A 14,034-nucleotide genomic window follows, 5' to 3' on the forward strand; every position below is an offset into this window, starting at 1 on the left:
CTGTGGTCAGGACGGCCGGCGCAGGAGGCCGCTGAGGTACCGGAGCGCTGCTTCGGTGACGTCGCGGTCCTCGACAAGGGCGCGTTCGACGCTTTCGACGAGTGCGGTGCCGATGACTGCGGCGTGCGCGCCCAGTTCGCCGACGCCACGGACGTCGGCCGCCGTGCGGACGCCGAATCCGGCGGCGAGGGGTGCGTCCGTGTGGAGGCGGGCGGTGTCCAGGGCACGTCGCAGGGCGGTGTGGTCCAGCGGTGCGTCGCTGCCGGAGCGCCCGTAGCGGGCGACGAGGTACAGGTAGGCCGTCGCCTGGCGTGCGGACTGCTGGACGACTGCTTCGTCGGACGTCGCGTAGCAGGTGGTGACGACAGGCAGGCACAGGCGGTGCGCGGTCTCCAGGAAGCGAGACTTGAGCAGGGGTGGCAGACCATGGGGCAGGACGGCGTCGGCTCCGGCGCCACGGGCACGTCTCAGGAACTCCTCCATGCCGGGTCCCCGGATGCTGTGTCGCCAGTCGGCGAGCAGGGCGATCTTGGTGTGCCTGAGGGAGGGCCGCACGCCGGCGATCAGTCCAAGGGTGCGGTCGAGGTCGATGCCGTTGGTCAGGGCCCGCTGGGCGGAGCGGCGGATGGTGGGGCCATCGGTGGGCGAGTCCGGGAAGGGAACGGCGAGTTCGGCGCAGTCGACGCCCGAGTCGTCCAGGGCGAGCAGCAGTTCACGGGTCTGGTCGGGTCCGGGGTCGCCCGCGTTGAGGAAGAGGGCGAGTCCCGGGTCGTCGGGGGTGCGGCCGGGGAAGAAGGTGCGGCCGTTCCGGGGGTCAGGCATGGATACGGGATGCTCCGAAGGCGGTGTGGCCGGGGTGGCTGCGTAGCCGCTGGACGAGTGCGCGTGCGGCGCCGCTGCGGACGGCCTCGGTCGTGGCGCGGTAGGCGGTTTCCCAGTCGGGGGCGGTGCCCGCGGCGACGCCTGCTGCGGCTGCGCTGAGGCAGATGCTTTCGACGGCAGGAGGGGGGCCGTGGCCACCGAGAAGGTCAAGGAGGTGTGGTACGGGGTCTGGGGCGTGGTCGGGTGCGGGCGCGAGATCGGCGAGGGTGCCGGGGGTGGACGGAAGGGTGGGCGACGCCTGCCCGCCCACCTGCCGGGGGGTGCCGTCGCCGGTGTCGATGGTGTTCGGAGCGAAGCTGACGAGTTCGTCGACGCCCAGGTCGTTGTGGACGAGCCAGGTGTCCGGGGCGCCGGGGCGCAGGGCCAGCGTCGTGAGGCGAGGCAGGTCCCGCCGGTCCGAGACGCCCGTGATCTGTGTGGCGACGGGCAGATCGGCGAGGAAGGGACCGAGGGTGTTGAACGCGCGTCCGGTGCGGCGGATGTCGTGCGGAATGGTGAGCCGGGCGAGGCGGGCGAGTTCCGTCGGGTAGACGAAGCCTCCCGCGAAGGCGACGCCGTAGCGACTGAGGAAGTCTTCGCACTCCGGGTAGCTGCCGCAGAGCGGGATGCCGAGCAGGCGCAGCATGTCGAGGGATCCGTGCCGGCTGGTGTAGCCGCGGGACCCGGTCTTCACCATGGGGGTGCCGGCCGCCGCGGCGACGAGGGTGGCGGCGGTGGTGAGGTTGAACGTGGCGGGTCCGCCGCCGGTGCCCACCGCGTTGACGGTTCCTTGCCAGGTGGCCGGAGTGACGGTGGTGCGGTGGGCACGGCGGCGCGCGGCCAACGAGTCGAGGAGGCCGAGGCTGGTGGGGGCGTCCGGGGGCAGGGTGGACAGTGAGGTGAGGACGGCGAGGGCATAGGCCTTGTCGAGGCGACCGCCGTCGAGGCGGTCCCAGAACGCGTGCCATGTCTCCGCGGCGACGGGCCGGTCGCGGAGAATGAGGTCGTCGAGGAGGCGGAGCAAGGCTACTGGGCTCCGGCTGTCGGTGTGGCGGAGCCCAGGTACGTGGCGATCGCTTCCACGGTGCGGAAGTTGAGAGGTGAGACGTCCATGGCGTCGATGCCGAGTGCGTAGCGGTTCTCCAGCCAGCTGACCAGCGTGAGCAGGCCGAGGCTGTCGATGACACCGTTGGCCAGCAGGTCGTAGTCGTCGGGCAGTTCGTCGGCGGAGATGCCCACGGCGAACTCGTCGATGACGAACTGCTTGATTTCTGCGCGGCGGTCCATGTCAGGCTCCATCGTCGGTGTGCCGGGGCCGGCCCGGCATCGGGCGGTCGTGTGTCAGCTGCTGCCGCAGGGCGGTCCGGTCGGGCTTGCCGGTGGAGGTGCGGGGCAGCGGGGTGTCGGTGAGGCTCAAGGCCGCGGGGATGGCCACGCGTGGCAGGAGCGCCGCCAGGTGTCCTCTCAAGGACAGCGGGCTGAGGGAAGCTCCGGTCCGTCGGTGGACGACAGCGTGCAGCCGGGTCCCGGCCAACGGGTCGGGCAGGGCCAGTACCACGGCGTCCTCGACGTCGGGGTGGTCGCGCAGCAGGGCCTCGATCTCGCTGGTGTTGACCCGGACGCCGCGTACCTTGACCTGATGGTCGCGCCGCCCTTCCAGGGTCAGGGTGCCGCCGGGATGGCGACGCGCGAGGTCACCGGTGCGGTACCACCGTCCGGCGGGGTCGTATCCCGGAGGGGCGGCGACGAAGACGCCGGCGTCCTTGGCCGGTTCCGCGTATCCGGAGGCCTGAAAGGGCGTTCGGACCAGGAGTTCGCCGACTCCCGGGCCGTGCAGGACGGTGCCGTCGTCGTCGACGAGGCACGCGTCGGCCCCCTCGACGGGGCGGCCGATGGGCAGGGAGCCGAGCGGCATGGGATCGGCGGGGTCGATGTCGTGGACGAAGCTGTCGTTGGTCTCCGTGCAGCCGTACACGTTGTGGAAGCGTGCCCGGGGGAACAGCCGGGGCAGCGGGGCGAAGGCCCTCTCGGGCAGGGCGTCGCCGGTGGTGACGACATGGCGGACCGAGCTCAGCGCGGCGACGTCGTCCTCGGTGGCGCCGGCGGTGACGAGCTGGAAGAGCAGGGGCACCCCTTGGATGAGGTGCACAGGAGTGCGTCGGAGGAGGCCGATCAGATGGGCCGGCTGGGTGGCGCGGTCCTGGTCCACGAGGACGACTCGGCCGCCGTGGCTGAGCGTGGTCCACACGTCCAGCAGGCACAGGTCGAAGTTGAGGGGGGCGTGGTTGAGGACGGTGGTGTGCCGGTCGAGGGCGAAGCGGGCCGCGGCCCAGTGTGCGAAGCGGGAAGCGGCGCCGTGGCTGATCGGAACGGTCTTGGGGTTCCCGGTCGACCCGGACGTGGTGAGCAGGAATGCCGTGTCGTCCGGGACGCGGGCAGTCGCGGCGCCCGGGTCGCTCGTCGGCTCCGGGGTGCAGTCGCCCGCAGCGGTGAGCAGCTTCGGATCAGGCAGGCGTGCGGCTCCGGTGACGGCCAGGAGCGCGGCCAGAGGGCGCTCGGCGAGCTCGGCGGACGGCAGGAGCACGGGACGGCGGGCCAGCAGGCACCCCAGGACCAGGGCTACTGCCTCGGGAGATTTCTTGGACGTCATCGCGACCGGGGCCTGTGCCGGTGTGCTCGCCTCGATACGGGCTCGCACGGTCCGGGCGAGGTCGGCCAGCTCTCCGTACGTCGTCGTCCGGTCGTGCCACATCATGGCCGGGGCTTCCGGGCGCCGGCTCGCGTGCCGGATGATCCGGTCGGCTATCGAGTCCGGCGGGATTGATGCGGGCATCGCCTCTCCTGAACGGGGTCGTACGCTGGCTTGTCTGCCCGAAAGGGGCCGCATCCGCCGGCGGGGTCTTCTTCACAGCGAACGGGCTTCGGAGGACGTTCCGATTTCCTTCAGGGATTCGGTATCGGGCCGTCGGCTGTACGCGATTCGACGGGCCCGACAGAGATGATCAGGACATCCGCCATCGCCGTCAACGGAGTTCAAGCCGACGGGTCGTGATCGCGGGCCTCGTGGACGAAAGGGCGTCAGGCAATCCGTGGCCACGGATCGGCGCCGGTGAGGTCCATGGAGAGATCCCAGAGATGGGCGGCGAGTTCTGCGTCCCGGGCCGCGGGGCTGCTGTCGGCCGGCGCACGGTCCGCGTAGTAGACGGCGGAGGGAGCCCCGCCCTCAGCGCTTGTGGCCAACCAGGCAAGCGTGTCGGCCCCCTGCTCCGGCGGCTTCAGGACGAAGCGCTCGAACGGCTTGACGAAGCGCACGAACGGCGAGTCGCGGTTGATGTCGGTTCGGATCGCGCCCGGGTGGAAGCACGAGGCAGGCAGGGGGGTGCGTCGCTGCAGCTCGGCCGTGAACAGGATGTTGGCCAGCTTGGAGCGCCCGTAGCTCTGCACTCCGCTCCATCCTCGGGTGAGTTGCGGGTCGGCGAGGTCGAGCGAGCCCTTGACGTGCGAGGAGGACGCTGTGGTGATGACCCGCCCGGAAGCGGCCTGGATGCTCGCGGCGAGCTGGTTGGTCAACAGGAACGGAGCCAAGTGATTGACGGCGAGGCCGAGTTCGAATCCGTCGGCGGACACGTGTCGCCTGCTGGGCTGGACGGCCGCGTTGTTGACCAGCACGTCGACACGCGGGAAGCGGTCGAGGATCTGCTTGGCCAGGTCCCGTACGCCCGCCAGACTGGACAGGTCGGCGGCGATCGGCTCGGGGACGGTCGTGCCGTCCGGTGCGGCCGCCAGCAACGCACCATGGACGGAACGGAGTTTCTCCCGGGAACGGCCGGTGATGAGAACCCGTTCTCCGCTCCGTGTCAGCTGAAGTGCAGCCGCTGCACCGATTCCCGAGCTCGCTCCGGTGATGACGGAGATCCGCAACGTTTTCCTCGATTCCGCTTGAACTCATCGCCCGGCTCCGGCGCGGGGACGCACCGGGCCTCTCGCTCTGGTCGCAGCGGGAATTCCGGCGATCGGGATTCCAGACTCCGGGATCCGGCCTTCGGGCTTTTGGGCGTGATGTGCGGGGCAGACATTCGCACGCACCGCGGACCCGGGGCAAGGCTTCACTGAACGCGGGGACAGTAAGGGGGTTGGCTCGTGAACCTGCCGCGATTCGGGCAAGATCGGCCGACGGTCAGCCCTCAGCGGACACCGCCTGCCCGTGCCGGCCGCGGCCCATCGCCGCGGCGGCCCGTACTCATCCTGGAGAAGCGCCCATGCCCCTCACCCTCCGGTTCGCCGTCAGAAGCGACAAGGGACTGGTCAGGGAGTCCAACGAGGACTCCGTGTTCGCCGCCTCGCATCTGCTCGTCGTCGCGGACGGCATGGGCGGCCACGCCGGGGGTGAGGTCGCCAGTGCCGCGCTGGTCGCGCGCATGGCGAACATCGCTCCGATCGGCCTGGGCGACGATCCCTCCCACGCCGTCCTGTCGGGGATCGCCGCGGGCAACGAGGACATCGCACGCAGGATCGCCGAGCGGCCGGAACTCGAAGGCATGGGCACGACGGTCACCTCCGTCCTGCTCACGCCGGACGCGCGGTTCGCCGTGACGAACGTCGGCGACTCGCGCACGTACCTCCTGCGTGGGGGCGAGCTGTCTCCGCTCACGCGTGACGACAGCCTGATCCAGACGCTCATGGACAAGGGACGCATCAGCGAGGCCGAGGCTGCCGTCCATCCGCACCGGTCCGTCGTGACGTGCGCCGTGGTGGGCAGTACTCAGCTCGCGCCTGCCGTGACCCTGCTGCCCGCCGCGCCCGGCGACCGACTGCTGCTCTGCTCCGACGGCCTGACCGACCTGGTGCCGTACGAGGAGATCGCGCGACTGCTGCGAGAGCCGGAGCGTGAGTCGGTGGCCGGCGGCCTGGTGGAGCTCGCATTGCGTGCCGGCGGTTCGGACAACGTGACGGTGATCGTGGCCGACGTGGTGGACGAGCACATGACCGATGCGGAGGGGTTCCCCACTTCGGCCGGGCAAGAGACGCAGGACGCCTCCCGGCGCGGAAGGCGGAGCCTCCTGCTCGGAGGGGCGCTGGTGCTGGTCGCCGGTGTCTGCTGCCTCCTGCTGCTGTGGGGCTGAACGGCGTTCCCGCGAGATGGACCACGGCGCGGAGCGCCGACCGATGAAGCACGGCGCCGGGGATGTCCCCGGCGCCGTCCGTGTGTGCGGCGGTCAGCGCCCCACGGCAGCGGTGAGGTGCCGGGCGATGCCCGCCCGGTAGGCCCGCATGGCTGCCCGGGCGGCGGGTACGTCGGGGTATCGAGCTTGGAGCACGGTGCCGTCGGGGGTCCGGTTGATCCACACGTCGCCTCCACCACCGTTGCGCGCACTGGAGGTGACCCGTGCCTGCCTGCGCGGGTCCCAGGGGCCCCGTCCACCCCGCAGGTCGAGGTAGGAGAACCACGACGCGCGGTCCTGGCGGATGTCGGACGGCATCAGCCTCTGGATCCGCTCGATCGGTGCGTCGCGCAGGCGTCGGACCTCCAGGAACGCCGCTTGGGCGCGCCGCACGACGAGGTCGAGCCCGGCTCCCTCGGGTACGTCGAAGGCGATCGGGACGCCGTTGACGTACCAGCCGACGGCCGGTGCCTTGGGGTCCGGGCGGGTCTGCATCGGAATGATCGTTCTGAATGCCCTGCTCCCGCCCAGTTCGACGACGGTGAGGGCGGCCGCAGCGAGGAGGCCCGGCAGGAACATGCCCCCGTTCGCCCAGCACCAGGATTCGACGGCGTCGGCGGTCTCCTCGTCGAACAGGGGCAGCAGCTCCTGGGTCAGCGGGACGTCTTCGCCCGGAGCCACGCCGAGATCGAGCGGGAAGGGGGGCAGCCGGTCCCCCGCGGCACGCGCGAAGGCCACCCAGTGGGCGAGGGCGGCGTCGACGTCCCCGGCATCGCGGGCCCTTTCGGCAAGGGCGAACTCCACGTGGTCGCCGGGCCCCGGGAGGCCGGCGTCGGTACCGCGCAACCGTGCCTCGTACAGGCGGTGGATCTCTTCGACGGCCACCACGTGGGAGTGCATGTCCACGTGGAGGTGGTCGGCGGCCATGAACACAGTGGTGCCGTGCGGACCGCTCAGCGCGGCGAAGACGCACGGGTACCGCCCCAGCGGGTCGGTGCCCTCGTCGGCGAGGTGGACCAACGCGGCGCGGGCAGCGTCCGAGTCCGGACAGACGCCGAGGTCGAGGCGGGACAGGGAGACGTCGGCCGGAGGCATCACGTGGCGTACGAAGGTGTCGCCCTCGGCGCTGAACCGACTGCGCAGTGTGGAGTGGCGGCGCACGAAGTCGGACAGAGCGTCCTCAAGGGGGCCAGGGGAGAGCGGACCGTCGAGGTGGAAGGCGGTGAGGTGCCAGCGCCGGCTCCAGCTACCCTGCGCGGCCCTCTCGTGCGCCGCTTGCTGGAGCCGCAGTTCCTGGTTGTGTGCGGGCGGGGCGGGTGAGAGCGGTGCGGGAGCCGTCTCGGAGAGCCGCCAGGCGGTGAGAGTCCCGTGCCCCGCGTCGAGTTCCGAGAGTCTGACCATGCGCATCCGAAGCGCCTCCAAGGGGCTGTGGGGTGTGAAGTCGTGGGTTCAGAGGGCGTAACCGTCGAGACAGGTCTGGGTGAGCCGTTCGCAGCGCTGGGTGTCGCCCTCCCACGCCTGCTGCATCAGGTAGACGTGCGGAGCACCGTGGTAGAAGCGCTCGTACTGCTCGTGACGTCCGGCGAATTCCGAGCCGAGGGCGTCCCAGGCCAGCTTGAGGAGCTTGGTACGGCTCTCGGCGTCGTGGCCGGGAGAGCGGACGTACTTGGCGAGCAGGTCGCCGATCTCGGGGTGCAGCAGGTCGTGGCCCGAGGTCGGCAGCTGGAACACGGAGCTGCCGGCGAGCAGCTTGATCTCGGCGACGAAGCGGGGGTACATCTCGCCGGCCATGATGCGGTGGGCGCAGGCGAGCTCCTTGTTGATCGCCACGGCACCGTCGCCGCCCTGCACGGGTTCGAAGGCCGCCTCCGCCGCGAGAACCATCGACTTGGCCTGTGCGACCCAGCCCATGAGCTTTCCGATCTGGGCCTGGACGGGCGGCATCCGGTAGGAGTTGTTGGCCTTGGCGAGCAGGATCGCGATACCGGCCAGGAATTCCAGCTTGGTCCAGAAGCGCGTCGCGGACTGGTGCACGAAGTTGGTGTAGGCGGGCGTCTGCCACCACTGCTGGAAGGCCAGGTCGACGTTGCGGTAGACGAGCACGTTCTCCCAGGGAACGAAGACGTCGTCGCAGATGAGCAGGGCGTCGTTCTCGTCGAAACGGGAGGACAGCGGGTTGTCGAAGACGCTGCGGGCCTGCGCCTCGTAGGAGGTACGGGAGATGAACTTCAGCCCGGGGGTGGCGATCGGGACGCTGAAGCACACCGCGTGGTCGACGTCCTGCGGCGCGAGCGGTTCGATGGTGCCGACCAGGATCTCGTCCCCGAACACGGCGGCGGTGCCGATGGTCTTGGCACCGCGGACCACGATGCCGCCGTCGCGCTCTTCCACCACACGGGCCACCAGGTCGTTCTCCTCCTGCTGCGAGGCGGCCCGGGTCCGGTCGAAGCGCGGGTTGGTGATGGTGAACGTCGGGTAGAGGTCGCCTTCGGACATCCGCCGGTGCAGGGCCCTGACCTGGGGTGCGCCGTCATAGTCCGGGGTGGTGAAGCGGTCGGCCACGGCGGCCATGCCTGCGATGCCGGAGGCCATGTAGTCGGGGGTGCGTCCCAGGTAGCCGAAGCTCGCCTCCGCCCAGGTCTTGTGAGCGACGCGGCGGGCGACGAGGTCGTCGTAGCTGCGGGGTGTCAGGTGCGCCCGGTGGACGGCGCCGTCGGTGAGGGCGGCCGAGTGCGGCGAGTCGTTCGCGAGGTCGAAGAGGTGGGCCAGGGAGCCTGCCGTGCGCCGGAACGCCGGGTGCACGGTGATGTCCTTGACCCTTTCACCGTCGATCCACACCTCCCGGCCGTCCCGCAGGGATTCCTTGTACTGGGCGCCGGACCTGGTCATGCCGCTCCTTCAGGTGCCTGTTGTGCTGGATGAGGAAGTCCGCTGTTCGAGCGGAGAACTCCTCGGTTGAACCGGTGGCCGGTCGGCCGGCGGACCGGGTGATCAGACGATGGCTCCGGGGGCCGCAAGCAGCTCCCGGAGGTGGGCGAGGACCCGCTCCGCTGCCGGCCGGCCCACGTGGGCCGGCCGGTAGAGCACCGTGCCGCCGTACTCCTTGTCCTCGCCGCCCCAGAAGAGGCTGAAGTCACGCCAGTCGAACCCTTGGGGCCTGACGGGCAGCACGTGCACCTTCACGCCGGGGAAGAGCGGCGTCTCGTATCCGCCGTACGAGAAGTTGAACATGTTGACCTTGATGGTCGGCGGCGAGCCGAAGGACTGGAGGATCAGGTCGGAGTAGGCGTCCCGGTGCGCCTCCGCGGCGAGCCAGGACTCCCACACCGTTCGGACGAGGTCGGCGAACGGCCGGCCCGGCACCACCTGGATGCGAGCGGGTTTGGAATTGACGTAGAAGCCGACGGCGTCGCGCTTGTCCCGGTCCTCGCGGTTGGCGGTGTCCGTGGCGAACACCAGGTCGTACTGGCCCGTCACCCGTGCGATGCCGACCGCGGTGGCGCACAGCAGCACCACGAACGGGGAGACGCGGGCGGATCGGGCGGCCCGGCGGACCGCGTCCGACACCTCCGTCCCGAGGCCGAAGGGGATCTGGGCGATCTCCTTGGGCGAGGAGAGGGCGGGCGGCTCGGTCGGAGCGGGCCACTTCACCGACCGGGGCGCGTCATGGAGGGTCCGGCTCCAGAAGTCGAGGGTGTCGCGTTCGATCTGCGGCCAGGCCTCGCGCTGGGTGCGCGCGAAGTCGCTGTAGCTCAGGGGGAGCTCGGGGAGGTCCGCGGTCCGTCCCTCGGTGCGTGCCCGGTATGCGGCGGAAAGGTCGCGCCACAGCACGGGTACGGACCAGCCGTCGTACACCAGGTGGTGCACGGTGAAGGAGAGCAGGAGCTCACCGTCGAGCTGGTGCAGGGCGGGGCGGAACAGCGGCTTCCCCGCGAGCACGTCGGCAGTGCCGTGGCGTTCGTCGAGGAGGGTGGACACCAGGGTGTCTTCGGTGTGGCCGGACCAGTCACGCGTCCGCAGTGGGACGAGCGGCTCCGGGTGGACCCGCTGGAGGTCGGTGACACCGTCGCTGGAGATCGTGGTGCGCAGTACGGCGTGCCTGTCGGCCAGGTCGTGTGTCGCGGCGGCCAGGGCGGAGCGGTCCACGGGTCCGTCGAGACGGAACAGGCAGACCATGTCGTAGCGGTGGATGCAGTCGGGATGGCTCCGCATGTTGCGGAGGGACTCCGCCTGCTGGAAGGACAGCGGCGCCGTGGCATCGGGCGTGGGGCCCGTCATCTCGGTCTCCGTTTCTGTGCCGGTGTCCGGGGCGGCCGGCCGCCCCGGCGCTGATGCGGTCGGTTCAGTCGGCGTACGCGGTGGCCTGGAGGCCGTACAGCTCGGCGTAGCGGCCGCCCAGCCGCATCAGCTCGTCATGGCTCCCGGATTCCACGAGCCTGCCCTTGTCCAGGACGAGGATCTTGTCGGCCCCGGTGACGGTGGAGAACCGGTGGGAGACGATGACGGTGACGGCGCCGGTGGTGCGGCCGAGCGTCCTTGCCCGAGCCATCTGCTGTTCGAAGATGGCCTGTTCGCTGGGCGCGTCCAGGGACGCGGTGGGCTCGTCGAGGACGAAGAGCAGCGGGTCGGTGCGCATGGCCGCGCGGGCGAGCGCGGTGCGCTGCCACTGGCCCTCGGAGAGGTCCACGCCGCCGAGCTCGCGTCCCAGTTGGGTGTCCAGGCCGTCGGGGAGGCTTGCGAGCAGGCGCGTCGCATCGGTCTCCTCCAGCGCCCGCATGATGCGCTCGCGGTCGTCGACGTGCGGCAGGTCGCCCAGCCCGACGGTGCGGGCGAAGGTGGTACGGAACCGACCGAAGTCCTGGAAGGCGGCGGTGGACCGAGCACGCCACGCCTCCGTGTCGAGCTCGGCCAATCCGCGGCCGTCGACGGTGATCGTGCCGCTGTCGGCCCGGTAGAACTTGCCGAGCAGCTTGACCAGGGTGGACTTGCCCGATCCGTACTCGCCGACGACGGCGATGACGGCCCCCGCAGGCAGCGTGGCGGTGACGCCGTCCAGGGCGCGCCGGTCGGTACCCGGGTACGTGTAGCTGACATCGCTCAGGACGATGCCGTCCGTGAGGCGGGCCGGCGGCCGCTCGGAGCCGGTGGACCGATCGGCTTCGCCCCGCAGATGGCGGCGCAGCCACAGGTAGGGCTCGAGGACCCGGCGCGAGCCGGCCGTCGCGGTGGTGCTCTGCACGGTTCCGGCGACGGTCTGACGCAGGCTCGCAGCGATGGTGACGGTCAGGACGAGGTCGCCGACGGTGCCGTGCCCGTGGGCGGCCCGATAGGTGATGAGGGCGAGGGCGCCGACGAAGCCGGCGGTGAACACCAGCCAGCCGGTCAGCTTCCAGGCCGCCGCCACGAACTGGGCCCGGGTGCGGGGGCCCATGGCGTCACGCCAGGCCTGCGCCTGGCGATCCACGATCTGTCCCGCGGAGCCGGACACGCGCAGCTCCTTGCCCCCCGACGCGCCGACAGCGAGTTCGGACAGGTGCTGGTGGAGCCGGTACGCCTCCGCGGTCTCGACCTCGACGCGCCGGACGACCCCCTGGCCGCGGTGGTCGCACCACACGGGAATCGCCGCGAAGAGCAGCAGCAGGGCGAGCCAGGGGCTGACCGACCCGAGGAGCAGCACCGTGATCAGCAGTTTGAGGGCGTTGGACAGGGCCATCACCGCGTTCCACATGCTCATGGTGATGTGGCCGGTGCTGGAGCGGACGATGGAGACCCGGTCGAGGAAGTCGGTCCGCTCGAGGTGGTCCAGGCCCTCGGTCTTGGCCAGGTCCCGGTGGACCTGGGGATGGAGTTCCAGGCGTCCGAGGCGGTCGTTGGTGGTCACGCGCAGGATGCCGGCGGTGTCCTGGAGCACCAGGTTGAGGGCGTAGACGATGCCGGCGACAGCCGCGGCCGCGATCGCCCTGCCGGTGTCACCCCGGACGATGGCGTCCACAGCCTCGCGCAGGGCGAGGGCACACAGGGCGACGACCAGCACGGAACACACGACGGCAGCCAGGGTGGCCACGGTGTAGGCGCGCTGTCTGCGCAGCGACAGGCCGAGCAGTTCACGCCAGAGCTTCGGGTACGTGGTCACAGCGAGATTCCCTTTCCTGCCGGATCGTCGTCGCCGATCCGCTCGTCGTCGCCGCCGCGAAACCGCTCGGCCTGGATCTCGAACATCTCCGCGTACTGGCCCCGCTGGGCCATGAGCTCCTCGTGGGTGCCGGACTCGGTGATCCGTCCACCGTCCAGCAGGACGATGCGGTCGGCTTGGCGGACGGTCGACAGCCGGTGCGAGATGAGCACGACGCTCGTGTCCCCGCGGTTCTTGGCGATGCGCTCGAAGACGTCGAACTCGGTCCGTACGTCCAGGTGGGCGGTCGGCTCGTCGAGCACCAGGAGCCGGGCTCCTTGACGCACGGCGTACAGGGAGCGAGCGAGGACCACTTGCTGCCACTGTCCGCCGGACAGGTCGACGCCGCCGGTGCGCGCGCGGGCGAGCGGGGTGTCCCAGCCGTCGGGGAGCCGTTCGAGGACGTCCTGGAAGCCGGCGTCCCGGGCTGCTTCCTCGACCAGACGCTGGTCGCGAGGGACGCCACCGTGGCCGAGCGCCACGTTGTCTGCGGCGGAGAGTTGGTACTTGACGAAGTCCTGGAAGACGACCGAGATCCTGGCACGCCACGTGGCGGGGGCGATGTGCGCCAGGTCGTCTCCGTCGGCGGTGATCCGGCCGCCGGTGGGTTCGTACAGGCCGGACAGCAGTTTGATGAGGGTGGACTTTCCTGCGCCGTTCAGGCCGACGACGGCGAGCAGTTCACCCGGCTCGATCTGCAGGTCGAGGCGGTCGAGTACGTCGTGCTCGCCGCCCTCGTAGCGGAAGGAGACACCCTCGAAGCTGACGAGAGGAGGGGTGGCGCGGTCGCGGCAGCGCGCGTCGGCCACCTGCTCGACGTCCTCCTCGGAGCGGCCGCTCGCCACTGTCCCGCGGAGCGCGTCGTAGGCCTTCAGCACCCGGCCCGCACCGATGATGTTGTACATCTCGGAATCCGGGCCGAGGACCTGGAACAACGACCAGCCCGCGGCGAACACGGCCGCCGCGATACCCACCGAGTGGTGTCCTTCGGCGGCGCTGCGGGCCACCAGGACGTAGGCGGGGACCAGACCCGCGAGCACGAGCAGCAGCTGCTTCCAGGAGTCCCGCACCATACCCGCGATGCGGTCCCACAGCGGCGCGTTGGCGGTGCGGATGTGCTCCTGCATCCGCTCGACCATCCAGTCCGCGAAGCCGAAGGTCCGCACGTCCTTGCCCTCGCCGGGCGAAGCGGCCGCGTGCCGCCACACATCGGCGTGGAGTTCGCCCTTGGTGGCGCCCTTCCACAGCGCGGACAGCGCGAACTCGTCCCGCGTACGCATCACCCGGTTGAGGGCGGCGGGCAGCAGCACCATGGGCACCAGCCACCAGGTGTACGAGGCGAGGACGGCGCAGGCCGCGACGGCACCGAGCATCGCCGCGCCCCACCGGAGCTGTCCGACCGCGCCGTCGGCCGGCGTGCAGTCGTAGCCCCTGCTGCGGTCGGCCATGGCCTCCCTGACCAGCACCTGCACCTCGGGGCGTTCGAGCGCGTCGATGCGCGGCGTGCCGGCCACGGTCCGGGCGACGCGTTCGCGGTGGTTTCCGTCGATGCGCGCGGCGGCGAGGAACTTGAGCGGGGCGATGAGGGCTTCGGCGACGTGACCCGCCACCAAGGTCGCGGCGAACACCGCGAGGGGCCCCAGGGCTGCGGAGAACAGCCCGTCGCCGGTGGACTCCCCCAGCTGCCCGACGAGCAGAGCGAGCGCGGCGGCCGTCGCCGCCGGGGCCAGGCTCTCCACGAGAAGCAGGACGATGAGCGGGGTGACGACGGTGGCGCGCGCGGACGTGAGGATCCGCAGCAGTCTGATGCGTTGGGCGAGGGCATCCATGGGGGCTCCA

At 70.9% G+C, this 14,034-nt stretch carries 11 protein-coding genes; 1 reads left to right on the plus strand and 10 read right to left on the minus strand.

The genetic code is table 11. The features are described from left to right. Window positions 1–6: 6 nt before the first annotated feature. The 5 genes from trpA to ACGFZF_RS18210 all read right to left on the minus strand — a co-directional run bounded on the left by trpA (window position 7) and on the right by ACGFZF_RS18210 (window position 4,782). A complete protein-coding gene (gene trpA / locus ACGFZF_RS18190; RefSeq protein ID WP_393555203.1) occupies window positions 7–822 on the minus strand; it encodes a tryptophan synthase subunit alpha in 816 nt (271 codons plus the stop codon). Then, on the minus strand, window positions 815–1,885 hold the full coding sequence (locus ACGFZF_RS18195) for a hypothetical protein (protein ID WP_393555205.1): 1,071 nt from the start codon (window positions 1,883–1,885) through the stop codon (window positions 815–817). Before ACGFZF_RS18195 ends, trpA begins: the two co-directional genes overlap by 8 nt. A 2-nt stretch (window positions 1,886–1,887) precedes the next feature. Beyond that, window positions 1,888–2,148 carry an acyl carrier protein gene (locus tag ACGFZF_RS18200; protein WP_356777129.1) on the minus strand — a complete coding sequence of 87 codons (261 nt, stop codon included), beginning with the start codon at window positions 2,146–2,148 and terminating at the stop codon, window positions 1,888–1,890. A gap of 1 nt (window position 2,149) precedes the next feature. Continuing rightward, a complete protein-coding gene (locus ACGFZF_RS18205; RefSeq protein ID WP_393555207.1) occupies window positions 2,150–3,694 on the minus strand; it encodes an AMP-binding protein in 1,545 nt (514 codons plus the stop codon). A 245-nt stretch (window positions 3,695–3,939) separates the two neighbouring features. After that, the gene (locus ACGFZF_RS18210; protein ID WP_393555209.1) at window positions 3,940–4,782 is read right to left on the minus strand and encodes an SDR family NAD(P)-dependent oxidoreductase; all 843 of its coding nucleotides are present in this window, start codon (window positions 4,780–4,782) and stop codon (window positions 3,940–3,942) included. Window positions 4,783–5,120: 338 nt separating this feature from the next. On the opposite strand from ACGFZF_RS18210, the gene ACGFZF_RS18215 reads away from it, so the two are divergent. Next, the gene (locus ACGFZF_RS18215) at window positions 5,121–5,984 is read left to right on the plus strand and encodes a PP2C family protein-serine/threonine phosphatase (RefSeq protein ID WP_393555211.1); all 864 of its coding nucleotides are present in this window, start codon (window positions 5,121–5,123) and stop codon (window positions 5,982–5,984) included. Between the two features lie 93 nt (window positions 5,985–6,077). Here ACGFZF_RS18215 and ACGFZF_RS18220 read toward each other — a convergent pair whose 3' ends face one another. The 5 genes from ACGFZF_RS18220 to ACGFZF_RS18240 all read right to left on the minus strand — a co-directional run bounded on the left by ACGFZF_RS18220 (window position 6,078) and on the right by ACGFZF_RS18240 (window position 14,024). Beyond that, complete coding sequence (locus ACGFZF_RS18220; RefSeq protein WP_393555213.1) at window positions 6,078–7,430, minus strand: condensation domain-containing protein; 1,353 nt, start codon at window positions 7,428–7,430, stop codon at window positions 6,078–6,080. A gap of 42 nt (window positions 7,431–7,472) precedes the next feature. Next, window positions 7,473–8,912, minus strand: coding sequence for a 4-hydroxyphenylacetate 3-hydroxylase family protein (locus ACGFZF_RS18225; protein WP_393555215.1), 1,440 nt, complete (start codon window positions 8,910–8,912; stop codon window positions 7,473–7,475). Window positions 8,913–9,014: 102 nt separating this feature from the next. Next, the gene (locus tag ACGFZF_RS18230) at window positions 9,015–10,301 is read right to left on the minus strand and encodes a condensation domain-containing protein (protein WP_393555217.1); all 1,287 of its coding nucleotides are present in this window, start codon (window positions 10,299–10,301) and stop codon (window positions 9,015–9,017) included. A 64-nt stretch (window positions 10,302–10,365) separates the two neighbouring features. After that, window positions 10,366–12,156, minus strand: a complete 1,791-nt coding sequence (locus ACGFZF_RS18235; protein WP_393555219.1) for an ABC transporter ATP-binding protein — start codon at window positions 12,154–12,156, stop codon at window positions 10,366–10,368. Then, the gene (locus tag ACGFZF_RS18240; protein ID WP_393555221.1) at window positions 12,153–14,024 is read right to left on the minus strand and encodes an ABC transporter ATP-binding protein; all 1,872 of its coding nucleotides are present in this window, start codon (window positions 14,022–14,024) and stop codon (window positions 12,153–12,155) included. The genes ACGFZF_RS18235 and ACGFZF_RS18240 overlap by 4 nt, the downstream gene beginning before the upstream one ends. Between the last annotated feature and the right edge of the window lie 10 nt (window positions 14,025–14,034).

This window comes from Streptomyces sp. NPDC048338 (assembly GCF_043201055.1).
Lineage (GTDB): Bacteria > Actinomycetota > Actinomycetes > Streptomycetales > Streptomycetaceae > Streptomyces.

Bases quoted from the DNA above. Each gene is read 5' to 3' on its own strand.
- trpA (WP_393555203.1), bottom strand. From the start codon at position 822: ATGCCTGACCCCCGGAACGGCCGCACCTTCTTCCCCGGCCGCACCCCC.
- ACGFZF_RS18200 (WP_356777129.1), bottom strand. From the start codon at position 2,148: ATGGACCGCCGCGCAGAAATCAAGCAGTTCGTCATCGACGAGTTCGCC.
- ACGFZF_RS18205 (WP_393555207.1), bottom strand. From the start codon at position 3,694: ATGCCCGCATCAATCCCGCCGGACTCGATAGCCGACCGGATCATCCGG.
- ACGFZF_RS18215 (WP_393555211.1), top strand. From the start codon at position 5,121: ATGCCCCTCACCCTCCGGTTCGCCGTCAGAAGCGACAAGGGACTGGTC.
- ACGFZF_RS18220 (WP_393555213.1), bottom strand. From the start codon at position 7,430: ATGCGCATGGTCAGACTCTCGGAACTCGACGCGGGGCACGGGACTCTC.
- ACGFZF_RS18225 (WP_393555215.1), bottom strand. From the start codon at position 8,912: ATGACCAGGTCCGGCGCCCAGTACAAGGAATCCCTGCGGGACGGCCGG.
- ACGFZF_RS18230 (WP_393555217.1), bottom strand. From the start codon at position 10,301: ATGACGGGCCCCACGCCCGATGCCACGGCGCCGCTGTCCTTCCAGCAG.
- ACGFZF_RS18240 (WP_393555221.1), bottom strand. From the start codon at position 14,024: ATGGATGCCCTCGCCCAACGCATCAGACTGCTGCGGATCCTCACGTCC.